Origin of the sequence: Gordonia sp. 852002-10350_SCH5691597 (genome assembly GCF_001665715.1) — a bacterium.
GTDB classification, from domain to species: domain Bacteria; phylum Actinomycetota; class Actinomycetes; order Mycobacteriales; family Mycobacteriaceae; genus Gordonia; species Gordonia sputi.
Map to the genome: position 1 here is coordinate 17,247 of NZ_LZMO01000250.1, position 21,686 is coordinate 38,932.

21 protein-coding genes and 1 pseudogene are annotated in these 21,686 nt (G+C 65.0%); 11 read left to right on the forward strand and 11 right to left on the reverse strand.

The annotated features are described in order from the left end of the window. Positions 1–291: 291 nt before the first annotated feature. The 4 genes from A5777_RS18410 (at position 292) to A5777_RS18425 (ending at position 3,826) form a co-directional block, all read left to right on the forward strand. On the forward strand, positions 292–981 hold the full coding sequence (locus A5777_RS18410; RefSeq protein ID WP_005202142.1) for an MspA family porin: 690 nt from the start codon (positions 292–294) through the stop codon (positions 979–981). A 36-nt stretch (positions 982–1,017) separates the two neighbouring features. Then, positions 1,018–1,704, forward strand: a complete 687-nt coding sequence (locus A5777_RS18415; protein WP_064863751.1) for an MspA family porin — start codon at positions 1,018–1,020, stop codon at positions 1,702–1,704. 130 nt (positions 1,705–1,834) lie between these two features. Beyond that, a complete protein-coding gene (locus tag A5777_RS18420) occupies positions 1,835–2,830 on the forward strand; it encodes a cation diffusion facilitator family transporter (protein WP_064863752.1) in 996 nt (331 codons plus the stop codon). 69 nt (positions 2,831–2,899) lie between these two features. Further along, on the forward strand, positions 2,900–3,826 hold the full coding sequence (locus A5777_RS18425) for an LLM class F420-dependent oxidoreductase (protein WP_064863753.1): 927 nt from the start codon (positions 2,900–2,902) through the stop codon (positions 3,824–3,826). Positions 3,827–3,843: 17 nt separating this feature from the next. Here the strand turns inward: A5777_RS18425 and A5777_RS18430 are convergent, their stop codons facing one another. The 6 genes from A5777_RS18430 to A5777_RS18455 all read right to left on the reverse strand — a co-directional run bounded on the left by A5777_RS18430 (position 3,844) and on the right by A5777_RS18455 (position 9,403). Beyond that, positions 3,844–4,650, reverse strand: a complete 807-nt coding sequence (locus tag A5777_RS18430) for a pirin family protein (protein ID WP_005202138.1) — start codon at positions 4,648–4,650, stop codon at positions 3,844–3,846. A gap of 7 nt (positions 4,651–4,657) precedes the next feature. Then, positions 4,658–5,164, reverse strand: coding sequence for a MarR family winged helix-turn-helix transcriptional regulator (locus tag A5777_RS18435; RefSeq protein ID WP_005202137.1), 507 nt, complete (start codon positions 5,162–5,164; stop codon positions 4,658–4,660). Further along, positions 5,161–6,135: a pirin family protein gene (locus tag A5777_RS18440; RefSeq protein WP_005202136.1), complete on the reverse strand. Its 975-nt coding sequence runs from the start codon at positions 6,133–6,135 to the stop codon at positions 5,161–5,163. Before A5777_RS18440 ends, A5777_RS18435 begins: the two co-directional genes overlap by 4 nt. A 112-nt stretch (positions 6,136–6,247) precedes the next feature. Next, complete coding sequence (locus tag A5777_RS18445) at positions 6,248–7,426, reverse strand: CoA transferase (RefSeq protein ID WP_005202135.1); 1,179 nt, start codon at positions 7,424–7,426, stop codon at positions 6,248–6,250. Beyond that, complete coding sequence (fabG, locus tag A5777_RS18450; RefSeq protein WP_064863754.1) at positions 7,423–8,169, reverse strand: 3-oxoacyl-ACP reductase FabG; 747 nt, start codon at positions 8,167–8,169, stop codon at positions 7,423–7,425. The genes A5777_RS18445 and fabG overlap by 4 nt, the downstream gene beginning before the upstream one ends. Positions 8,170–8,221: 52 nt before the next feature. Then, entirely contained in the window at positions 8,222–9,403 is a 1,182-nt protein-coding gene (locus A5777_RS18455) for an acyl-CoA dehydrogenase family protein (protein ID WP_064863755.1), read from the reverse strand. 142 nt (positions 9,404–9,545) lie between these two features. On the opposite strand from A5777_RS18455, the gene A5777_RS18460 reads away from it, so the two are divergent. The 3 genes from A5777_RS18460 (at position 9,546) to A5777_RS18470 (ending at position 12,128) form a co-directional block, all read left to right on the forward strand. Then, a complete protein-coding gene (locus A5777_RS18460) occupies positions 9,546–10,220 on the forward strand; it encodes a GntR family transcriptional regulator (RefSeq protein WP_064863756.1) in 675 nt (224 codons plus the stop codon). A gap of 123 nt (positions 10,221–10,343) precedes the next feature. Next, on the forward strand, positions 10,344–11,177 hold the full coding sequence (locus A5777_RS18465) for an SDR family NAD(P)-dependent oxidoreductase (RefSeq protein WP_064863757.1): 834 nt from the start codon (positions 10,344–10,346) through the stop codon (positions 11,175–11,177). 81 nt (positions 11,178–11,258) lie between these two features. Then, on the forward strand, positions 11,259–12,128 hold the full coding sequence (locus tag A5777_RS18470; protein ID WP_064863758.1) for an alpha/beta hydrolase: 870 nt from the start codon (positions 11,259–11,261) through the stop codon (positions 12,126–12,128). Here the strand turns inward: A5777_RS18470 and A5777_RS18475 are convergent. Both A5777_RS18475 and A5777_RS18480 read right to left on the reverse strand, forming a co-directional pair. After that, complete coding sequence (locus A5777_RS18475) at positions 12,125–13,357, reverse strand: SAM-dependent methyltransferase (protein ID WP_064863759.1); 1,233 nt, start codon at positions 13,355–13,357, stop codon at positions 12,125–12,127. The two genes, A5777_RS18470 and A5777_RS18475, sit on opposite strands and share 4 nt — an antisense overlap. A gap of 102 nt (positions 13,358–13,459) precedes the next feature. Next, positions 13,460–14,884 (reverse strand): aldehyde dehydrogenase family protein, encoded by a 1,425-nt coding sequence (locus A5777_RS18480; protein ID WP_064863760.1) that lies wholly within the window; start codon positions 14,882–14,884, stop codon positions 13,460–13,462. A 185-nt stretch (positions 14,885–15,069) separates the two neighbouring features. On the opposite strand from A5777_RS18480, the gene A5777_RS18485 reads away from it, so the two are divergent. Further along, complete coding sequence (locus A5777_RS18485; RefSeq protein WP_064863761.1) at positions 15,070–15,390, forward strand: putative quinol monooxygenase; 321 nt, start codon at positions 15,070–15,072, stop codon at positions 15,388–15,390. Positions 15,391–15,572: 182 nt separating this feature from the next. Continuing rightward, complete coding sequence (locus A5777_RS18490) at positions 15,573–16,724, forward strand: TDT family transporter (RefSeq protein ID WP_064863765.1); 1,152 nt, start codon at positions 15,573–15,575, stop codon at positions 16,722–16,724. A 7-nt stretch (positions 16,725–16,731) separates the two neighbouring features. Here the strand turns inward: A5777_RS18490 and A5777_RS18495 are convergent, their stop codons facing one another. The 3 genes from A5777_RS18495 to A5777_RS18505 form a co-directional block, all read right to left on the reverse strand. After that, a complete protein-coding gene (locus A5777_RS18495; RefSeq protein WP_064863762.1) occupies positions 16,732–18,273 on the reverse strand; it encodes an alkaline phosphatase family protein in 1,542 nt (513 codons plus the stop codon). Between the two features lie 243 nt (positions 18,274–18,516). After that, on the reverse strand, positions 18,517–18,741 hold the full coding sequence (locus A5777_RS18500) for a hypothetical protein (protein WP_005202113.1): 225 nt from the start codon (positions 18,739–18,741) through the stop codon (positions 18,517–18,519). A gap of 86 nt (positions 18,742–18,827) precedes the next feature. After that, on the reverse strand, positions 18,828–20,324 hold the full coding sequence (locus tag A5777_RS18505) for an alpha/beta hydrolase (protein ID WP_064863763.1): 1,497 nt from the start codon (positions 20,322–20,324) through the stop codon (positions 18,828–18,830). Positions 20,325–20,441: 117 nt separating this feature from the next. Between A5777_RS18505 and A5777_RS25525 the strand changes: the two are divergent. Together A5777_RS25525 and A5777_RS25530 are read left to right on the forward strand one after the other, a co-directional pair. Continuing rightward, positions 20,442–20,796 (forward strand): annotated as a pseudogene (locus A5777_RS25525) (FAD-dependent oxidoreductase); the annotation flags it as partial. Next, positions 20,772–21,539, forward strand: coding sequence for an MFS transporter (locus A5777_RS25530; protein ID WP_442903059.1), 768 nt, complete (start codon positions 20,772–20,774; stop codon positions 21,537–21,539). The pseudogene A5777_RS25525 and the gene A5777_RS25530, both read left to right, overlap by 25 nt. Positions 21,540–21,686 lie beyond the last annotated feature (147 nt).

The window sequence follows — 21,686 nt, forward strand, 5'->3', positions numbered from 1 at the left end:
CCGGACGAACCTCGATTTGGTATCGCGAAGCTTGCACTCATTTGAGGACGATCAGCAAGCGTCGCTTATGTCCGATATTTGGCAGTGCAAACGGTACAAAACGAAACATCCTGTCGTGCAACGGATTCGAAGATCACAAATTGGTCAACGCGCCGCCGTGTGGCCGCACTTTGTTCACGTTTTGTTCTCCGTCATCTCAGTACAGTTCGCGCGGAGTTGCCGCTGGGGCGACGACCGGCGCAGCGCGCGGAGCGAGCGAGCCGAGCAATGAATTCATCTTGAGGGGACTACATGACCACCAACGAGTCACGGATGCGACGGGGTGCCGTCGGCGCACTGGCCATCGGTGCCGTCGCGACCGCCGTCGGCCTGGCCGCGGCTCCCGCACACGGCGACGCCTTCGTTCGTTTGCCGGGAGGAACGGCCAACGGCGACGGGCTGACACTGACCCGCACCTCTGAATCTGCACAGATCTCGCCGTCTCTTGCGGCAAACGGCCTTGGCCGCACCGCGTGGGTGAGCGGAAGCGTTGTTCTCAAGGCGCCGGGCTTGAAGGACTCCAAGGCTGGGCCGAACAACGGTGTCGGTTCGAACGGCGAGGCCACCTACCCGGGCACCGGCGGCGTGTCGACGGACGGCGCCGCGGCGACGCTCTCGGTGGGCTACATCGTCGGTTGCCAGGTGAACGTCGGATCGATGACGGTCGGCGCCACCGGAACACTCAACCTGCTCAGCGCCGGCGCGGTATCGGGTTCGGGCAGCCTCAGCATTCCGCTGACGCCCGGCCAGGTGGTGTTCGCTCAGCTCGATTACAAGGACATCGAGAAAAAGGGCACGTACTACTTCAACTGGGACCGCACGCAGCTGAACATCAACAACTGCGCAGGCTACGCGCAGGCTCGCTCGTACGTGGTCGTCGAGACCACGGGTAGCGATCATCAGAAGATCAATCTCTATGGCAAGCCCTTCTCCATCGGCTGACACCTCCCTGAACGACTGACGACATACGAGGAAGAAATGAATATCAGCTTGAAGCGGCTCGTCACGATCGGCGCGCCCGCGGCATTGACAACAGTCGCCGCACTGATGGCACCGGCCATCGCACACGCGGACGTCCACGTCGCGCTCCCTTCGCAGACCGACCAGCAGACCCTGGGCGACGGCACCGTCGTGTCGGTGACGAGGAGTAACGAGAGGGCCAACATCAACCCGTCCCTCGGCGGAACTCCGCTACACCGCAACGCATGGGTGTCGGCTACCTACGCAGTCAAGACCAGCAAGGACGCCAAGAACATCAAGATCAGGGCGGGTTACATCGTCGGCTGCCAGGTCAACATCTCCGGTGTCAGTGGTAGCGGCAACGGTGCTGCATCCGGCAAGCCGGGTGCGAATATCGATAGCCCGCCCTCAATCACTTCGGCAACGGCCGGTGCCGGAACCTCGCTGTCGGTCGGTCCGGGCCAGGCGATCGCCTACTACGTGAACACGGTCGAGTCCGCCGACGACTTCGGCAACCAGAAGCTGAGCAACAAGGTCGGGTACAAGGCCACCAACCACGCGAAGCTCAGCTACACCGACGAGCAGATCGGGATCAACGGCTGCGCAGGCTATGCGCAGGCTCGCTCGTTTGCCGACGTGTATGTAAACACACCCAACGCAGAACAGATCGTGACGTTCTACGGAAAGCCCTTCAGCCTCGGATAACCTCTCACCCGAGTCTGGATTCGACGACCGCGCGGTGCACCTTCGGCTGGGTGCGCCGCGCGGTCATTTTCTCGGCGAGGGCGTGTCCGGATCGAGTGTCGGCACCCGCATGCCGTGAGACGATCGGATCATGGCTGACACGGAAGTGCCGCGGACCGATGAGCAACTCGTCACCCCCATCAACGATCAGGATTCGATGACGACCGTCGTCATCGCATTCGTCGCGAATGTTGCGGTCGCCATTGCCAAGACGATTGCTGCGATCGTCACGGGATCGGCGTCGATGACGGCTGAGGCCATGCACTCCTGGGCGGACTCGGGAAACGAGATCTTTCTGCTCATCGCCGAGCGCCGCGGAAATCGTGGCAGGACAAGAAGTCACCCGTTCGGGCACGGCAGGGAAACCTACATCTGGTCGATGTTCGCGGCGTTCGGATTGTTCGCAGTCGGCGCTGCCGTGTCGGTGGTCAACGGCATCACCGCGCTCGTCCACCCGGAAGAAGACACCAACTATCTCGTCGGCTACATAGTCCTTGCGATCTCGGCAGTGCTGGAAGGTATTTCGTTCGTACAGTCGGTTCGCCAGGCCAAGGCGGGCGGACGTCGGATGTCGATGCACCCGCTTCGATTTGTCAGCCGGACGTCGAATACCACTCTGCGAGCAGTGTTCGCCGAAGACTCCGCGGCACTCGTCGGACTCGCGATCGCTGCTGCGGGCATGGCGCTGCATCAGATCACCGGCAACGCAGTCTGGGATGCGCTCGGATCGATCCTCGTCGGTCTGCTGTTGGGCTTCATCGCCATCTTCCTGATCCGACGCAACAGCGAGTTTCTCCTCGGCCAGGAGGCCATGGCGCCGATTCGCGACGCCATCCTCGTTCGTCTGCTCGACATGGCCGACATCGATCGGGTCACCTATCTGCATGCGGAGTACGTCGGCCCGATGGAGTTCTACCTGGTGGCAGCCGTCGATATCACCGGCGACCTCGCCGAGCACGACGTCGCATTCCGGTTGCGAAGGCTCGAAGCGCAGATCGAGACGCAGGACGCGATCGTCGAGGCCGTCCTCACGCTGTCGACCGTCGACGAGCCGTCGCTGGTGCCCGCGGGCCAGATCACGCCGTAGGCGTGACGCGTCCCCAGAGCGGACGGCACGCCGGACAGACCCGAGTTCGCGACGCGTAGGTTGAATTCCATGGACTTGCGAATCTTCACCGAACCTCAGCAGGGCGCCACATACGAGACGCTGCTCCGCGTCGCGCGGGCGAGCGAAGACCTCGGCTACGACGCATTCTTCCGATCCGATCACTACCTGGCGATGAACACCGAGGGGCTCCCGGGGCCGACCGATGCGTGGCTCACGTTGGCGGCGCTCGGTCGGGAGACCTCGACGATCCGTCTCGGCACCCTGGTGACGTCGGCGACGTTCCGCCACCCCGGTCAGCTTGCGATCCAGGTTGCGCAGGCCGATGAAATGAGCGGTGGCCGAATCGAATTCGGACTAGGGGCAGGATGGTTCGCCGAGGAGCATGAGGCGTATGCGATTCCGTTCCCGCCGCTCGGAGAACGCTTCGAGAAGCTGACCGAGAACCTCGAGATCATCACCGGGCTGTGGTCGACGCCGGTAGGCGATCTCTTCGACTACCGCGGCAAGCACTTTCAGGTCAGCAACTCACCCGCGTTGCCGAAGCCGGTGCAGTCACCGCGACCCCCGATCATCATCGGCGGTATGGGCAAGAAGCGCACCCCCGCGTTGGCCGCGCAGTTTGCCGACGAGTTCAACGTGCCGTTCGCGAAGACCGACGTCGTCGCAGCGCAATTCGACGTCGTGCGCGATGCGTGCACGGCGGCGGGTCGCGGACCCGACGAACTCACGTATTCGGCAGCGTTGACGATCTGCGTGGGCAAAAGCGATGCAGACGTCACACGACGTGCCGACGCAATCGGGCGCGAGGTCGGCGAGCTCCGGGAGAACGGACTCGCTGGTACGCCCGATCAGGTCGTCGAGAAGATCGAGTCCTACCGGGCCATCGGAGTCACCAGGTTGTATCTGCAGATGCTCGACCTTGACGATCTCGAGCATCTCGAGCTGATCTCCACAGCGGTTGCGCCACAACTCTGATCGCGTTCGTCGAGCGGTCAGGCGCGCGCGGCGTCGAACGAAGTGTGCATTTCCCAGAAGAGGATCTCGGCCGGCGCGTCTGCGGCGACGGTCAGTGCGGCGGTGCCCGCGGTACGCAGCGCGTCGCCCTCATCGAGCGTGAGGTGGTCGTCGGCTGTCTCGTCGCTCGGCAGGCCCGACACCGTGACGGTGCCGGAGACCACGAACAGGTGCCCGAACGGTGCAGACGGCAGGGTGACCGGGCGGTCGGGGAGTAGGCGCGCCGCATGCAGCGCGACGTAGCTGTTGCCGACCGACAACGCCTGCCCGCCCGCGTCGCGGTCGAGTCCCGACACGATGGTGACCAGCCCGCCGTCGGCTAGCGCCTCGTTGACGCTCGCTTCCGCGTAACTCGGTGTGCCGCCCGAATACTCGGGTGCGATCCACATCTGCACGACGCGCAGCCGCTGGTTCTCGGCGCGCGTCGACGCGTTGCGTTCGGAATGCCGGATTCCCGATCCGGCAGACATGCTCTGCACGACGCCGGGTGTGAGAACACCTTCGCTACCCTGCGAGTCTCTGTGGTGCAGAGCGCCTTCGACGACCCACGTGACGATCTCTGCGTCGCGATGCTGATGGGTGTCGAAGCCTGCGCCCGCGTCGACGATGTCGTCGTTGTGGACCAGCAGCATTCCGTGCGCGTTGGCCGCCAGGTCGAAACTGCCCGTGGCAGGAAAGGATTGCCGCGAGTCGATGGCCTCGTCGTTCCACATGTGGCGGTCGGCTGCGCGGATGAGGCGGCAGCGGGCGACGTCGGTGATCTGTGGGGTCTGCGTGTCGGTCATGATGTCGTCATTTCGCTCGGTTCGCGGATGTGCTTGGGGTGAGGGGAGTTTCGGCGTCGAGGTGACTGGTCAGTGTCTCCATGAGGTCGGCGAGTCCGCTTGCCTCGGAATCCGACAGCGCGGAGGTGAACAACCTGTCGACGGCCGCACCGTGGTCGCGTGCCGCCGCCGCGAACGCCGTGCGTCCGTCGTCGGTCAGTACCGCGTAGCTGCCGCGTTTGTCCTCCGGGGCCGCCTCGCGACGAAGCCAGCCGCGTCGGACCATCGCGTCGATCTGGTAGGACAGACGCGACGTCGAGAACACCATGCGGTGGGAGAGGTCGCGCATTCGTGCACGGCCACCGGGGCATTCGTGGAGGATCAACAGAACGTGATAGTCCGCCAACGACATTCGGCAGTGAGCACGGAGTTCGTCGTCGAGCGTGGTCTGGAGTCGGGCGCTGGTCTCGATGAAGAGCCGCCACGCCTGGGATTTCGACGCGGCGACCTTCTGGATCGAGGGGTTGGCGGTCATCGAGTGCTGGTGTGCGGCATGATCGCATCCGGCGGAATGACGCCGAGACGACCGGCCTGGAAGTCTTCGATGGCTTCGATCAGTTGCTCGCGGGTGTTCATCACGAACGGACCGTAGTGTGCGACGGGTTCGCGAATCGGTTGCCCGCCGAGAAGGAGGACCTCGAGGGCGGGGCGGTTGCTGTCCTGTCCGGCATCGGCGGCGACAGTCAGACGGTCACCCTTGCCGAATACGGCGAGTTGACCCTGCTCGATCGGACGCGCATCTGGGCCGACGGTGCCACGTCCGGACAGGACGTAGGCGAGGGCGTTGAAGTCCTCACGCCACGGCACCGACACGGATGCACCCGGCGCGACGGTCGCGTGCGCCACCGTGATCGGCGTGTGTGTGGCACCCGGCCCGGCGTGGCCGTCGAGCTCACCGGCGATGATGCGGACGAGTGCGCCACCGTCGGGCGAGGCGACGAGCGCGACGTTCCCGGCTTCGAGGTTCTGGTAGCGCGGTGTGAGGAACTTGTCCTTGGCCGGCAGGTTCACCCAGAGCTGGATGCCGTGGAACAGGCCGCCGGACTCGACCAACTCGGCCGGTGGGGTCTCGATGTGCAGGATGCCGGCACCGGCAGTCATCCACTGCGTGGCGCCGTTCTCGATCAACCCGCCGCCACCGGTGGAGTCCTGGTGCTGGAAGCGGCCGTCGATGATGTAGGTGACGGTCTCGAAGCCGCGGTGCGGATGCCAGTCGGTGCCCTTCGGTTCGCCCGGCTCGTAGTCGACCTCGCCCATCTGATCCATGTGGATGAATGGGTCGAGGACCGCTGCCGGAACGCCTGCGAAGGCTCTGACCACGGGAAACCCTTCGCCCTCGTATCCGCGTGGGCCACGGGTCAGTGACTTCACGGGTCGTTCGGTTGCCTCGAGTGCCGGCGCGGTGAGGCGGGGCAGTGTTGTGGTGTCGGCGGTGATGGCGGGCATCGGAACCTCCTGGTCGGCTGTTTGCTCAAATCTGAGCAACTGGTTCAGTCAACCTGCCGAGGTGCGGTGTTATTCCGGAGACGTCGTCGGTGGTGTCACGGGGTTGTCGGCGTCACGGGGTGTCGGGGTCGTCGGCCCACGTGGGCGTGTCGGCGCCGAGTGTTGGCGCGGGCCCTGCCGCGAAGTGTTCGCCGTCGAAGCCTGCAGGTAGTCCCGCGGCGAGGTAGGTGCCGACGCCGGGCTGGTCGAGATCGGTGAACAGTGGGTTCGCCGCGAGCGCGCCGGAGGCCACCACCTCGTCGAATGTTCGGTAGCGCTGTGCGAGCACCGACGACTCCTCGAGGAGCTCGGCGACTCTCTCGGTCGGCTGGTTGGCAAACCACGTGCGGAACAGCGCGTTCAACACGTCGCGATGGGTGAAGCGGTCGGCCTCGGTGGTGAAGTCGACGTCGAGTGAGCGTTCGAGTGCGCCGACGACGCCGTCGGTTCCGGTGATGCGCACCAGGTCGCGAAAGTGGCGTGCGGTGAGGGCGACGATCATGAATCGATCTCCGTCCGCGGTCGTGACGTCGGTGCCGTACGTCCCGTAGACGTCGTTCCCCGTGGCGGGCCGCGACGTCGAATTCACCTGCGGTTCGGTCAGATAGCCAAGCGTTCCGGCGATCGACAACGCGGTGTCCTCGAGCGCCAGCCGAATACGGCTACCGTCGCCGCTGTGTTCGCGTTTGCGTACCGCGGCGGTGAGTGACACGGCGGCATAGAGTCCGCAGATCACATCCCACGCGGGGAGTACATGGTTGACCGGACCCGCATGATCGAGCGGACCGGTGATCATCGGAAAGCCGATGCCCGCGTTGACCGTGTAGTCGACTGCGGGGGAGCCGTCGGAAAGTCCGCACAGCTCCACGGTGATCACGTCGCTGCGCAGCGCTGCCAGCGTCTCGTGGCTCATCCAGTCCCGGCCTGCCGCATTGGTCACCAGAATCCCACCGCCACAACCTGATTCGACGACGAGTCGTCGAATCAACTCCTGGCCGTCGGGTGATCGCAGGTCGGCGGTGATCGACTTCTTGCCGCGGTTGAGGCCGGTCCAGTAGATGGAGGTGGTGCCGTCATCGGTCAGCGGCCAGCGGTGGACGTCGGCGGCACCGCCGGTCGGATCGACCCGGATCACCTCGGCGCCGAGTTGCGCAAGTGTCAAGCCGCACAGGGGCGATGCGACGAAGCTCGACACCTCGACGACGCGAACGCCTGCCAGCGGACGAGACACCTGACTGCGCCCGGTGGTCACATGAACCGCCCGCCGGTGACCTCCATGACGGTGCCGGTCATATACGACGAGAGGTGGCTCGCGAGAAACAGTGCCACAGTGGCGACTTCGCTGACCTCGCCCGCGCGTCCCATCGGGATCTCGGCCATCTTCTGATCCCATGCCTTCTGTGGCATGGCTTCGGTCATGGCCGAGCGGATGAGGCCCGGCGCGACGGCGTTGACTCGAACCCCGTGGTGCGCCATCTCTTTCGCGGCGGCCTTGGTCATCCCGACGATGCCGGCCTTGGCCGCGGAGTAGTTGGTCTGCCCGACCATGCCGACCTTGCCCGACAGCGACGACAGGTTGACGATGGCGCCGCTCTTGCGTTCGCGCATGATCGCCGCGGCTTTGCGCGTGCCGTTCCAGGTGCCCTTCAGATGCACGTTGATGACCTGGTCGAACTGGTCTTCGGTCATGGTGCGCATGGTGGCGTCGCGAGTGATCCCGGCATTGTTCACCATGACGTCGACGGGGCCGAAAGCGTCTGCGGCTGCGGCGAGTAACGCGTCGACGTCGTCGCTGTCGGTGACATCGCACCGCACGCCGATCGCACGCTCGGAGCCGCCGAGTTGTGCGGCTGCCTTGTCGGCGGCTTCCGCATTGACGTCGCCGATCACGACGCGGGCACCTTCGTCGACGAAGAGCTGCGCGATGGCGAAGCCGATTCCCTGTGCGGCGCCGGTGATCACGGCGGTCTGATCGTTCAGGAGCGGTCCTGGCATGGCGAAGTTGTCCTGTTCTCGGGACGGGTGGAGGTGTGGTTGGTGGCCGCGTTTACGTCGTTGCGGCGCGAATCAGGTTGCCGCCGATGATGAGTCGTTGGATCTCACTGGTGCCCTCGTACAGGCGGAGCAGGCGCACGTCGCGGTAGATACGTTCGACAGGTACCTCGCGCATGTAGCCGGTTCCGCCGTGGATCTGCACGGCGAGATCGGCGACCTTGCCCACCATCTCCGTGCAGAACAGTTTTGCCGCCGACGGTCCGATGCGTCGATCCTCTCCGGAGACGTACTTGGCGGCGGCCTCGCGGACCAGCGCCCGTCCGGCCATCACTCCGGTCTGCTGGTCTGCGAGCATCGCCTGCACCAATTGAAAAGAGCCGATGGCCTTTCCGCCCTGTGTGGCGTTCGCGGCATAGGCAACCGATTCGTCGAGTGCGCGCTGCGCCTGCCCCACCGACAGTGCGGCGATGTGCACACGACCGCGGGCCAGCGACGTCATCGCAGCCTTGTAGCCCTTCTCCTCATCGCCACCGACAAGCGCCGACGAAGGTACGCGCACCCCGTCGAAGGTGACGTCGGCCGTCCACGCGCCCTCCTGGCCCATCTTGGCGTCCTTGGTACCGACCTCGACGCCGGGAGTGTCTGCGGGAACGAGGAATACGGCTATCCCGGTGCCCGACTCGTCGGCGGGGCGGGTGCGCGCGAAGACGACAAAGAGGTCGGCGATCGGCGCATTGGTGATGAAGCGCTTCTGGCCGTCGATCACCCATTCCTGCCCGTCGCGCGTTGCCTTGGTGCGCAACCCCGCCGGATTGGAGCCCGCCCCCGGTTCTGTCAGTGCGAAGGACGCGACCACCTCACCCGACGCGATGCGCTCGAGCCATTGCTTCTTCTGTTCGTCGGTGCCGAAGTTGACGAGCACCTGACCTGCGATGCCGTTGTTGGTGCCGAACATCGACCGCAACGCCAAGCTGGTGTACCCGAACTCCATTGCCAGCTCGACATCTTGGGTCAGGTCGAGTCCGAGGCCACCCCATTCCTGCGGAATCGCATATCCGAACAATCCCATCTCCGCGGCTTGTGCACGCAGATCGGCCGGTACCTCGTTGGACTGCATGATCTCGGTTTCGCGGGGCACGACCCTGGTGCGGATGAAGTCGTGGACCAGTTGGCGGATCTGCTCGAAATCGTCGGCGTCGACCTCGGGCGTCGGTTGATCGGTTGCGGTGGTCATGGGGTGAAAATTATCAAATACAAGCAGATCGCACCAAGAGGTCTTGCATATCGACAGCTAAGACACTTTCTACGTCCGCGCGGAGCGTCGAAGATGATAATTCGAGGCGCTTGCGACGTCGACTGGGCGATAGCATCGACGAATGACCGTGAACTCCGCCGAGAAGTCCGACGTGGCGACGTCGGTGCGCAAGGAGGCGGCGGCCCGTGCGATCAGGGGCCTCGTCTTCGCCGGTGAGTTACGTCGGGGCGCCAAGATCGACCAGGATGCGCTCGCCGACCACTTGGGTATGAGCAAACTGCCCGTCCGGGAGGCGCTGATCTCGTTGGCGGGCGAAGGCATCATCGAGACGATCCCGCGGCGCGGGGCGTTCGTCGCCGATCTGTCTCGCGAGGACATCCGCGACCACTACTGGATGCTCGGCGTGATCTCGGGCCTTGCCGCCGAGCGCGCTGCGATGAACCTCTCCGTCGACGACTTCGAGACTCTCGACAACCTTGCCGCACAGATGGAATCGACCGCCGATCTCATCGAACTCGAAGCTTTGAACTCGCACTTCCATCGGGTGATCAACAAGGCGTCCTCATCACGGCGGCTGATCGCGGAGCTTCGGCTGCTCAGCAGGGCAATTCCGTCGGGGTTCTTCGACTCGCACCCCGACGCGGTGGCCTCGTCGATGCGTGATCATCGCGAGATCCTCGACGCTCTGCGTGGCCGTTCGCCGGGCATCGTTCGCACGCTGATCGAGGGGCACTTCCTGCGCGGGGGTCATCGCGCCGTCGAGTTGCTGGAAGAAGCGGGGTTCTGGCGCGAGTGATGCGTGCTCGGCGTGCCCCGCGGGCGAGGGGACCAGGCCCGACGCCGTCTTGACCCGACACCGTGTAGACCTGATGAGAACGGTTCGGGCACGACGCCCGATGACACGAAGCGGGGGACCTCAGTGGCAGACACACGGACGATCGTGATCACCGGCGCCAGCGACGGAATAGGAGCTGTCGCCGCACGCGAGCTCGCCGGACCCGACGTCGACCTGATCATCGTCGGGAGGTCGGAGGAGAAGACGAAGGCTGTGGCGGCAGAGGTGGGTGCGACCGCGTTCACCGCCGACTATGCGCGCTTCGACGAGGTACGCGCTCTGGCCGGCGACATCGCCGCTCGGGTCGATTCCATCGATGTGCTGCTCAACAACGCGGGCGGCACGTTCGCGCCGGCACAGAAGACGGCGGACGGACACGAGCCGAACTTCCAGATCAATCACCTCAGCGGGTTTCTCCTGACGAACCTGCTCAAGGAGCAGTTGGCCGCCGATGGTGGCGCGCTGGTGGTCAACACCTCGAGCTTCGGCAACCTTGCGGGCAGCGTGGATCTCACCGACCTGGACTTCGAGCGACGACGCACGATCGAGTTACGGTGTTACGGGACAAGCAAATTGGAGAACATCATGTTCACCAGGGGTATCGCCGATCGGTGGCGTGACGACGGGATCGTCTCGGCTGCCGTACACCCCGGTGTGGTCGCCAGCAGCTTCGGTCGCGACTCTGCCTTCGTCGGACTGTTCTACCGCACACCCCTCAAGCGGTTCGGCACCATCACCCCTGAGCAGGGCGCGCAGCCACTCGTCGCTCTGGCACGTCGTGGTGCGGACCCGGAGATCAACGGCGTCTACTTCGACCGGCTCAAGCCCAACGGTCGGGAGAACAAGCAGGCACACCGGCAAGACCTCATCGACGGGCTCTGGACGGCATCGGAGAAGTTCGTCGGGGTCGGCGTCTGACGCGGATCGGTGGTTGACGTGCCCGGGTGGAGCTTGGCCCGAACTTGCTGATCCGGCCGCGCGGTAAGCCATAATGGCCCAATGGCTGACAGCGTAGACGGCACACCTGGCGTCACGACCGAAGAGCGCACCTTCTCCGGCAAGCACGGCGAGCAGATCTTCTACACAACCCTCACGCCCGCGAACCCGCGCGCTCTCGTCGTCATCGCACATGGCCTCGGCGAGCACGGCGGGCGGTACTCGCACGTCGCGAAGGTGTTCACCGACGCCGGTTTCTCCGTTGCGATACCCGACCACCTCGGGCACGGCCGGTCCGGCGGAAAACGGTTGCTTATCAAGTCATTCAAGCAATTCAGTGACGACCTCGACACCGTTGTCACGCAGACCGCGATCGACGGACTGCCCACCTATCTGCTCGGACACAGCATGGGCGGCTGCATCGCGCTCGACTACGCACTCGACCATCAGGGCAAGCTCGACGGACTGATCCTCTCCGGTGCCGCCGTGATGCCCGGCGACGACATGCCGGGCCCGGTCATCGCCGTCTCCCAGGTTCTCGGCAAGGTCGCGCCCTGGCTGCCGACCATCGCGCTGGATTCGACGGCCGTCTCTCGCGATCCCGATGTCGTTGCCGCGTACCAAGCCGATCCGCTCGTGACGCGCGCTCGTATTCCGGCGCGGCTGGGTGCGGAGATGCTGTCGACGATGCAGAGCTTCCCCGACCGCGTGGGCTCGCTGACGATCCCACTTCTCGTGATGCACGGTTCAGCCGACCGGCTGACCAACCCGGCAGGCAGCGAGATGGTCGAACGCCTCGCGGGCTCCGACGACAAGACGCTCGTCATCTTCGACGATCTCTACCACGAGATCTTCAACGAGCCAGAGCAGGATAAAGTGCTCTCGACGACGCTCGGGTGGCTCGAGGGGCACGTCACGCAAGCACAGGGCTAACGTGGCCTTGTTGCCGTGATCTGCTCGACGCCCATGCGGCCGTCGCGGAAGGCCATGCGTCCGCCGACGAGGTAGAGCCGCCACACGCGGGCCATCTCATCGCCGACCAGGTCGACGGCGCGTGCCCAGTTCTTCTCGAAGGTGTCGTACCAGACGTCGACGGTCCGAACGTAATGCTCGGCCATCTCCTCGACGTCGTCGACGCGGAGTCCGGCATCGACCAGGTACTGCACGGTTCGGTCGACGGGGCGCATGTACATGTCGGGTGCGATGAACGACTCGATGAACGGGCCGCCGCCGGGATGCTTGCCCTCGGGCCTTGACATCTGCTGAATGCACACACGTCCACCGGGAATGACCTTGTCGCGCAACACCTGTGCGTATGTCGCATAGTTCTGCTCGCCGACGTGCTCGCCCATCTCCAACGACGCCACGGCGTCGAACGGAGGGTCGGGGATCTCGCGGTAGTCCTGCACGCGGATCTCGACGCGGTCGGCCAGACCACGCTGCGCGATGCGCTCGTCGATGAACGCCTTCTGTTCGCGTGAGATGGTCACGCCGACCACTCGTGCGTCGAAATGTTCTGCCGCATACAGGGATAGCGATCCCCATCCGCACCCGATGTCCAGGAATCGCTGTCCGGCAACCGAATCCAGACCCACCTTGCGGCAGACGCGATCGAGTTTGTCCGCCTGTGCGTCGGCCAGCGTGTAGTCGGGGTGATCCGACGTCCAGTAGGCGCTCGAGTACGCCATGTGCTCGTCGAGGATCAGCTCATAGAAGTCGTTCGACAGGTCGTAGTGGTGACTGATCGCGGCGCGGTCGCGAGCGCGGGAATGCAGACGTCCCCGCACGCGTGCCTGGCTGGCAGGCGGGGCTGTGGGGAGGCCGAGAAGTCGGTAGCGGAGAGCCAGTCGCGCGACGTCGAAAAGTACACGCGGTGATGGGCGGATACCAGAGAGCCCGCGAGCGGCGGCGACCTCCCACACATGGGTGAGGGCGTCGTCGAGGTCGTCGACAACGTCGAGCTCGCCGGTGACGTAGGCCTGAGCTGCGCCGAGTTCGCCTGGATGCCAGATGATTCGGCGCAGCGCGTCGGGGCTGTAGATGGCGACGTGCGGAGCGTCGTCCGGGCCGACGACGCTGCCGTCCCATGCGGTGAGATGCACAGGGATCTCACCGCCGATGTGGTGTTCGATCACGTCGGCGATGTCACGGGCAACGGTCATCTTGGCTCCTCGCGGGGTCGACCTACTCTGCGACTGTCACCGAGTCTTCGTTGCCCGCAGCGTATCCGGATGGGCATGTGTGACCCATCCGGATACGCAGGCTCAGGCGTCGTAGCCCAAAAGCGACTTCACCTCGAGGAACTCGTCGAATGCGTAGTCGCTCCACTCGCGGCCGTTGCCGCTCTGCTTGTATCCGCCGAACGGTGCCGACGGATCGAGTTGCGCGCCGTTGAGGGAGATCGATCCGGCGCGGATACGCTCGCCGATCCGGCGCACCTCGTCGAGATCCTTGCCCGACACGTAGCCCGCGAGACCGTACTCCGTGTCATTGGCGATCTCGAGTGCCTCGTCGATGTCGTCGTAGCCGATGACGACCAGCACGGGCCCGAACACCTCGGTCCGCGCGATCTCCATGTCGTTGGTGACGCCGGAGAAGACGGTCGGACGCACGTAGTAGCCGGTGGGCAGATCGTCTGGCCTGCCGGCACCGCCGATGACCGGGGTGGCGCCGTCGTTGATCGCGCGCTCGATGAGGCCCTGGATCTTCTCGAACTGCGGCTCCGACACGACCGGGCCGAGCCGCACCTTGCTCGTCGGATCTCCCACTGTCAGTGAGGGTTCGACCGATTTCACAGCCTCGACGACGTCGTCGATTCGCGAGTTGGGGACCAGCATGCGGGTAGGTGCGTTGCAGGACTGTCCGGAGTTGAGCATGACTGATGCGACGCCGCCTGCGACATTCTGTGCGAGGTCGTCGTCGTCGAGGATGATGTTGGGGCTCTTGCCGCCCAGTTCCTGCGCGACGCGCTTGACGGTCGGGGCTGCGGTGCGTGCGACCTCGATACCCGCGCGGGTACTGCCGGTAAACGAGATCATGTCGATGCCCGGGTGTGCCGCCAATGCCGAGCCGACGCCGGGTCCGTCGCCGTTGACCAGATTGAACACGCCCGCGGGAACGCCTGCGGCGTCGAAGATCTCGGCGACGATCGCCGCCGAGAACGGAGCGACCTCCGAAGGCTTCAGCACCATCGTGCAGCCGGTGGCCAACGCGGGTGCCACCTTGCACATGACCTGATTGAGCGGCCAGTTCCAGGGCGTGATGAATCCGCAGACACCGATGGGCTCCTTGACGATTCGAGAGGTTCGACGATCCTCCGCGAAGCGGTACTCGGGCAGCGCCGCAGCGGCGGTCATGAGGTGTCCGAGGCCGATAGGTACCTGGGCTGCCTTCGCCAATCCCGCGGGAGCGCCCATCTCCTCGGTGACGGCGTCGGCGAGGTCGTCTGCGCGATTCTGATACTCCGCGATGATGGCGTTGAGCACGGAGAGTCTGTCGTCGATGGAGCTGCGCCCCCATGAGGCGAAGGCGCGTCGCGCCGCGTTCACGGCGGCGTCGACGTCTGCGGCGGTGCCCAGAGCGACGTGGCCGGCGGCCTTTTCGGTGGCCGGATTGATCACGTCGATGAGATTCAACTCGGTGGGCTCCACCCACTGACCGTCGACGTAGAACTTGGTGATCTCGCGCATCGCTTTTCCTCCTGTAGTGCTGTGTGACCCAAGTTACGCCCGCCCGGGTTGGGTGATGCACGCCGCCTCGCACCAGGCGTTCGCACGATCGGTGTTCTCACGGTCGGTGTTCTCACGGTCGCTGTTCTCACAATGAGACACGGCAACCGTTCCGCGTTGTCGTGGCGCCGACCTAGGCTGGTTGCATGATCCACATCGTCGCCAAATGGCAGATCAAGCCCGAGTACGCAGATCAGTGGCCCGACCTGGTTGCCGAATTCACCGAGGCAACACGGTCGGAGCCGGGCAACAAATGGTTCACGTGGTCACGCAGCCTCGACGACCCCAACGAATACGTCCTCATCGAGGCGTTCGACGACGACGCCGCCGTCGCTCACGTCTCGAGCGATCACTTCAAGAAGGCGACAGCCGACCTGCCGCAGTTCCTCGTCGCCACACCGGAAATCATCAACACGACCGTCGACGCCGACGGCTGGTCGGAGCTCGGCGAGATGGCCGTCGACTGAGCTGCCCAGTGGGCTGAACGAAGCGCCCACTCGGCACGGGAGCACGGCCGAGTGGGCGCAGTATTCCGTCGACCGGGCGCTTCGTCGCGTCGAGCGGGCGCGCGGAGCCACAACCAGCGCTTGTGACCCCACAACGTCGAGCCGTCTTCCGGCGGGTCGCCCGGCGATCGATGCTGGGAACCATGACCGAGATCCTCGACCACCCGCTGGCCCCCGACGTTGCGTCGAGCGGATCGTCGGTGAGGCGTCGCGCCGAGGCGTTCGCCCACATCACACCCAACTGGTTTGCGGCGGTGATGGGTACCGGGATCGTGGCGACGTCGGCGATCAGTGTTGCCGGAGATGTACCGGCGGTCCGCGGCTTCGCGACGGCGATCTGGTTGCTCGCGGCGGTGCTGCTGGTAGTGATCGCCGCGGCGTTCGGTGTGCACTGGGTGCGGCATCCCGCGCAGGCGCGACATTACGCCGCCGACCCCGTGATGGTTCAGTTCTACGGCGCGATCCCGATGGCGCTGTTGACCGTCGGAGCGGGCACCATCACCGTTGGGGTGTCGCTCCTCGGGTCTGATGCGGCGGTTGTCGTCGACGCGGCCCTGTGGTCGGTCGGGACCCTCCTGGGGCTCGGCACGGCGATCGCCGTGCCATTTCTCATGATGACGCGCCATCGTCGACGCTCCGACCTCGTCGCGCTACCGGCATGGCTGATGCCGGTCGTCCCGCCGATGGTGTCGGCGACGACCGGTGCGCTGCTGGTCGACCACGTTCCGGCGGGGCAGTGGCGAGTGAGCTTTCTGCTGTTGTGTTACTTACTGTTTGGACTCAGCTTGTTCCTGGGTCTGATCACACTGTCGATGATCTATGGCCGCCTGGTTCACGGGACCGTACCCACCGGGTGTGCCGCACCGACGATCTGGATCACACTCGGCGTCATCGGCCAGTCCATCACGGCGGCGAATTCGCTTGCCGCGCATGCCGACTCCGCGCTCGCCGGGTACACCTCCGAGTCCCACACCATCGCAACGGGTTTGCGGATCTTCGGTGTCGGTTACGGAGTCGCGGCGACCGGCTTGGGCGTGGTGATGTTCGCGCTCGCCACCGCTGTCACTGTGCACAACATCCGACGTTCCATGCCGTTCGCGCTGACATGGTGGAGCTTCACCTTTCCGATCGGCACCTGCGTGACTGGCTTGGCCGCGCTGGCAACGGCCCTGGACGTCACCATGTTTCGCGTTGCCGCGGCGATGCTCTTGGTTGTTCTCGTCGCCGCATGGACGACCGTGTTCACGCGCACAGCCGCGGCGGTTCTCGACGGACGTCTGCCCGCCGCGGCGTGAGAACGGGTCAGACGATGCCGCTCGGCGATCTACGCGTGCCGGGCTGCTGGCGCGGCATGCTGTTGGGCGGCACCGGATACGGCTTGCCATACCCGGCCGTGCCCGCTGCAATGTTGGGGCCGCACTTCAACAGAGCGTTCTGTGCCTTGGGGTTCGGGTCGCCGAGGCGTGGCCGCGCCGAGTTGGGGCGGTGCGCGAAATCGAACGCCGTCGTCATGTCGCCGACGGTCTGCCTGCGCCACGCGGTGAGGTTCGGGACGTCGACGCCGAAGCGCTTCTCGATGAGTCGCAATTGCGAAGTGTGGTCGAAGGTTTCGCGCGCGACGAGTCCGCCACGACTGTAGGGCGAGATGACGAAGCACGGCACGCGGTAGCCGAGTCCGATCGGCCCGCGGATGCCTTTCGACGACGAGACCTTGTTGATGTTCGGCACGCTGACGTACTCACCCTTGGTGCCGGGTGGTGCCGTCGGGGGAACGACGTGGTCGAAGAAGCCGCCGTTCTCGTCGTAGCTGATGATCAGAGCCGTCTTCTCCCAGACCGCGGGATTCGACGTCAGGATGTCGAGGAGTTGCACGATGCCCACAGCGCCCAAAGCCGCAGGCAGCGCGGGATGTTCGCACTCCATCGCTGGTGGGACGACCCACGACACCTTGGGCAGCCGGTTGGCTGCCACGTCGGCGCGGAAGTCGTTCGGGTAGGTCGGGTCGATACCGCGTCGAGCCAACTCCGAGTTGGGATTCTGCGCCTGCTTGAAACAGCCCATCATGCCGTCGAGGACAACCGACGAGACCGGGCCGAGGTCTTTGTTGTTGTAGATCTTCCAACTCACGCCCGCCTCGCTGAGGTTCTCCGGCATGGTGCGCCAGCTGTAGGCGAATTTGGGTATGAGCGTTGGTGTTTCGAGAAGCGGCCCACCGTGCTTGCCCTCGGGATCGAGCGTTGCGCTCATCCAGTACAGCCGATTGGGGTCGGTGGGGCCGAGCACTGAGCAGTGGTAGGCGTCGCAGATGGTGAATGCCTCGGCGAGCGTCCGGTGGACGGGGATGTCCTCACGCTCGTAGTAGCCCATGAGTGCAGGCGCGTTGGCGGGGCCGACCGAATCGATCGACATGGGGAGCCAACCGTCGTTGCGGCCGCCGTTCCACGCGTGATGGAGCCCGGCCCACGAGTGGTCGGGGTCGTTGATGCACTCGCCGTCGAGGTTGGCGTCGTTCTCGGTGTCGAGGCGGAACGGCATCGTGTATCCGGACTTGGTCGGTCCGACGCCGGGTGCCCAGCCGTGCTGGCGCCACAGCGGCGTCGACTCGCCGAATCCTCGCACACCCGAGTAGGTGCCGAAGTAGTGATCGAAGCTGCGATTCTCCTGCATGAACAGCACGATGTGCTCGATGTCGTCGAGTGACCCGGTGCCCGCAGGGTCGGCCTGGGCGTAGGCCTTGTCGATGATCGGCGTGGCCCACGACGTGAGCAGCGCGCCCCCGCCGACCGCGGCAACTCTCGACAAGAACTCGCGGCGACTCAACCCACCGAACGGCATATCTGACATGCACACCCCTGATCAGATCGATTCCACCGTCGGTTTACGGGCTGCGTCCCCGCGGCAGAGCGTAACCGCCGAAGTCTAAGCCCCCTCAGTGAATACCGTTGAGCGTTCGCTCATACGCGGGGCGTCGAGGAGGTGGACAGCAGGCCGTCGGTGCAGGTGAACAGCAGGCCGTCGGTGCAGGTGAACGGCGAGCCGTCAGTGGATTGGGACGGCGGGCCGTCAGTGGATTGGGACGGCGGGCCGTCAGTGGATACTGCTCATCACCGCGACGACGACGCCGGCAACCACCAGCACCCCGACGCATATCGCCATCGCGATGGCGAGGCGTCGACGCTTGCGGTTGACGGCGTTGATACCCACGCCGATCGCGATGAGTATGGCCGCCGAGTAGAGCGCGATGGCAAGCGTGAGTACTGCGACCTCGCCCTGATCCGCGGCGAGGACCAGGGCGCTCGGTGAAGGCGTCATGCCCTCGAGTAGATCATTCGAGCTGATCCGTCAGCGGACGGGCACGACGATGCTGGGCGCACAGCCGCTTCTCCCGGCCTGCAGGACTACGGCGACGGGGTGGTGACCGTTGTTGTTGTCGTCGAGTCGGGAGTCGTCGACTGCGGCGGTGTCGAGTTGTCCGGGATCGATGAGGTGGAGCCCGTTGGGGCAGGGGTTGTGGTTGTCGTGGTCTCCTCGGAAGGAGTGCCGGTCGTCGATTCGGTTGTGGAGCTGGCAGATCGGGCGGATTCCGACGGCGAGGTCGGCGTCGTGCTCGATGTACTCGACGCCTTGTCTGCCGCCACCGCTGCGAGTACCGCCGGGGTCTGCACCTGCTGCGACGCCGCGACACGCGCGGCAGCAGTTGCCTTAGCCACGCCGTCGGGTTCCGGCGATCCCGCAGCACTGACGAGCTGGGTCTTCGCGGTCACCGCAGGCGTCTTGTTGAGTGCGCCCAACACGTCGTTCTTACCTGCGCCCAGGCTGCGATCCCAATTGGCCCAGTTGTGGACGCCATAGTTCGGAAGCGAGATCACCGACACCCCCGACTGCGCGAGCTGCAACTGCATGAGCACCGTCGATACCGCCGACAGGACTTCCAACGCGATGGCGTTGATCAGATCCGACTGCGAGAGCTTTGCCATATCGGCGGGACTCGGAAAGCCGCTTCCGGACGAGATGATCAGGGTCTGACCGTTTTGCTTGAGTTTGTCGATGTTCTTCGACGGATCGTTCGCGGTCCACCGTGCGCTTCCCGGCGCGCCCCACATGTTGACGATCCCGTTGGTGTAGTTGGAGACGAGTGTCTGCGTTGCCAACACTCCGAGCGCGCCGATCGGATTGTCGGTTTGGTAGTAGCCCGACATCGCCTGCACGACCTTGAACTGCTCGGGATGCCGCTCGGCAAGCGTGACTGCAGGCCCGGCCGACATCGACAGCCCCACGATCGCGTTGTTCGATCGGCTCACACCGAAATTGGTCGCGAGGTATGCGGGCAGTTCGTCGGTCAGGAAGGTCTCCTGCTTGATCTTGACGTTCTTGTCGCCGGCTCCGGCGTCCCAATCGGTGTAGAACGACGACGCTCCGCCCGCGGGCATGACCAGTGTCGTGTCGCTCTTACCGTCGTAGACCTTGGCGGCCTGGACATCGGTGGTCCACGCCGAGCGGTCGTCGCGGGCACGCATGCCGTCGAGGAGATACACGCCCTTGTCGCTGCCGCTCGACGCTCGGACCTGAACGATGACCCACTTGTCTTGCGACGGCGACCACACCTTGCAGTTCTGGACGTAGTTTCCCGACGAGTCCCACGTACAGCCGTCACGCAGGACCTCGGGGTGTCCGACGAGTGCTGAAGCGCGGTCGTCCTTGCCGATCACCGCGCTCAGGCCCAGCAGGGCTGCGGTCATGGTGAGCACCGTGGCGAGACCGACGAGCCTGCGCCGGATTCGGCGTCGACCGGGAGTTCGGTTACCCGTTGCCGTCGACTCGTCGGCAACGGGGGCGTCGTAGGTGATCCACTGATCGCGAGGATCGCCGGCAGCGGATTCGGGTGAAATTGGCATGGTTCTCCTGCGGTGAGCGGACCCGATGTGTTAGAGGTCGCTCCGCGGACAGCAAGTGTTACAACCGGTCCGCAACATTCAGGCGGCAACATTCAGGGCGGGGCTACCGTGGATTTCATGGCAGACACCGACACCTACGACGTCATCGTGCTCGGCGCCGGACCGGCGGGCGAAAACGCAGCCGACTACGCGATCCGCGGAAGTTCTCGTCGTGCAGTGCTCGTCGAGAGTCAACTCGTCGGCGGCGAATGCTCGTACTGGGCGTGCATGCCGAGCAAGGCGTTGCTTGGGGCGGGTGCCGCACTCGAGGCCGCGACGGGGCTGCCCGGCTCGCGGACGCGAATCGTCGACGATCAGCCCGAACCCGGCCGTCTGCTGGCGTGGCGCGACTCGTTCACCCACAACCGCGACGACTCGTCGCAGGTCGATTGGGCGCGGGGCGCGGGCATCGACGTCGTGCGCGGCGTCGGCAAGACCCGGGATCGGCGGGATCGACGCGTCGCTTCCCGTCGCCAGCACCACCGCCGCGGTGGCGCGCAGGCGTCGACCGTCCACCTCGACCTCCCGCTCGCCCACCAGCCTGCTGACGCAGCCCCCTCGCGCGGCAACGAGCTGGACTTCTTCAAGTACCGCTCAGTGTGGGGCATGTTCTTCGGCTGGATGTGCTTCAACGCATTGTTCTACGGTCTGCTGACCTGGATGCCGACCTATCTGTCGAAGGTGCACGGGCTGGACATCAAGGAGATGGGCGGTGCCGTCTTCACGATGTTCTTCTCCGGTTTTGTGGGCGAGATGGTCGGTGGATGGATTGCCGACAAGTGGATGGCCACCGGGGCATCGCGCGCCCGCGTGCTGCGCACCCTGTTCGGCATCGCTTCGGTATTGGCCACGATCGCCATCTACACGGTGGCGCGCTTCAAGGATCCGGTTGTGGTGGTGGCACTGTTGTCGACCACGCTGTTCTTCCTGCGCTGGTGCGGTCTGTTCTGGTGCATTCCGTCGATCCTGGGTACGCGCAAGCGTGTCGGTTTCCTGGGCGGCACGATGAACCTGGGCGGCAACTTCGCAGGGGTCGGCATGCCGATCATCGTCGGCCTGATCGTGCAGGCGACCGGTTCGTACGACATGGCGCTGATGCTGTTTGCAGCCGCCGGTGCGGGTCTGTTCATCTGTTCGACGCTGCTGATCGACTACAGCAAGAAGCTGCCGGTCTAAGGTGCGATGCACTCACGTAGGCCGATGCCATCTACGCCTGCGGCGCGGCGTTTGCTTCTGACTTCCGGCGACAAGCTGAGACCCGACTCATCAACATAACAAGCAAGCCCCGATGCCCGCTGCTGCGCGTGCCGGGGCCTACAAAGC

Bases quoted from the DNA above. Each gene is read 5' to 3' on its own strand.
- A5777_RS18440 (WP_005202136.1), bottom strand. From the start codon at position 6,135: ATGCCCGCCATCACCGCCGACACCACAACACTGCCCCGCCTCACCGCG.
- A5777_RS18505 (WP_064863763.1), bottom strand. From the start codon at position 20,324: ATGCCAATTTCACCCGAATCCGCTGCCGGCGATCCTCGCGATCAGTGG.
- A5777_RS18485 (WP_064863761.1), top strand. From the start codon at position 15,070: ATGATCCACATCGTCGCCAAATGGCAGATCAAGCCCGAGTACGCAGAT.
- A5777_RS18490 (WP_064863765.1), top strand. From the start codon at position 15,573: ATGACCGAGATCCTCGACCACCCGCTGGCCCCCGACGTTGCGTCGAGC.
- A5777_RS18460 (WP_064863756.1), top strand. From the start codon at position 9,546: ATGACCGTGAACTCCGCCGAGAAGTCCGACGTGGCGACGTCGGTGCGC.
- A5777_RS18415 (WP_064863751.1), top strand. From the start codon at position 1,018: ATGAATATCAGCTTGAAGCGGCTCGTCACGATCGGCGCGCCCGCGGCA.
- A5777_RS18495 (WP_064863762.1), bottom strand. From the start codon at position 18,273: ATGTCAGATATGCCGTTCGGTGGGTTGAGTCGCCGCGAGTTCTTGTCG.
- A5777_RS18425 (WP_064863753.1), top strand. From the start codon at position 2,900: ATGGACTTGCGAATCTTCACCGAACCTCAGCAGGGCGCCACATACGAG.
- A5777_RS18410 (WP_005202142.1), top strand. From the start codon at position 292: ATGACCACCAACGAGTCACGGATGCGACGGGGTGCCGTCGGCGCACTG.
- A5777_RS18475 (WP_064863759.1), bottom strand. From the start codon at position 13,357: ATGACCGTTGCCCGTGACATCGCCGACGTGATCGAACACCACATCGGC.
- fabG (WP_064863754.1), bottom strand. From the start codon at position 8,169: ATGCCAGGACCGCTCCTGAACGATCAGACCGCCGTGATCACCGGCGCC.
- A5777_RS18480 (WP_064863760.1), bottom strand. From the start codon at position 14,884: ATGCGCGAGATCACCAAGTTCTACGTCGACGGTCAGTGGGTGGAGCCC.
- A5777_RS18435 (WP_005202137.1), bottom strand. From the start codon at position 5,164: ATGACCGCCAACCCCTCGATCCAGAAGGTCGCCGCGTCGAAATCCCAG.
- A5777_RS18420 (WP_064863752.1), top strand. From the start codon at position 1,835: ATGGCTGACACGGAAGTGCCGCGGACCGATGAGCAACTCGTCACCCCC.
- A5777_RS18500 (WP_005202113.1), bottom strand. From the start codon at position 18,741: ATGACGCCTTCACCGAGCGCCCTGGTCCTCGCCGCGGATCAGGGCGAG.
- A5777_RS18455 (WP_064863755.1), bottom strand. From the start codon at position 9,403: ATGACCACCGCAACCGATCAACCGACGCCCGAGGTCGACGCCGACGAT.
- A5777_RS18430 (WP_005202138.1), bottom strand. From the start codon at position 4,650: ATGACCGACACGCAGACCCCACAGATCACCGACGTCGCCCGCTGCCGC.
- A5777_RS18470 (WP_064863758.1), top strand. From the start codon at position 11,259: ATGGCTGACAGCGTAGACGGCACACCTGGCGTCACGACCGAAGAGCGC.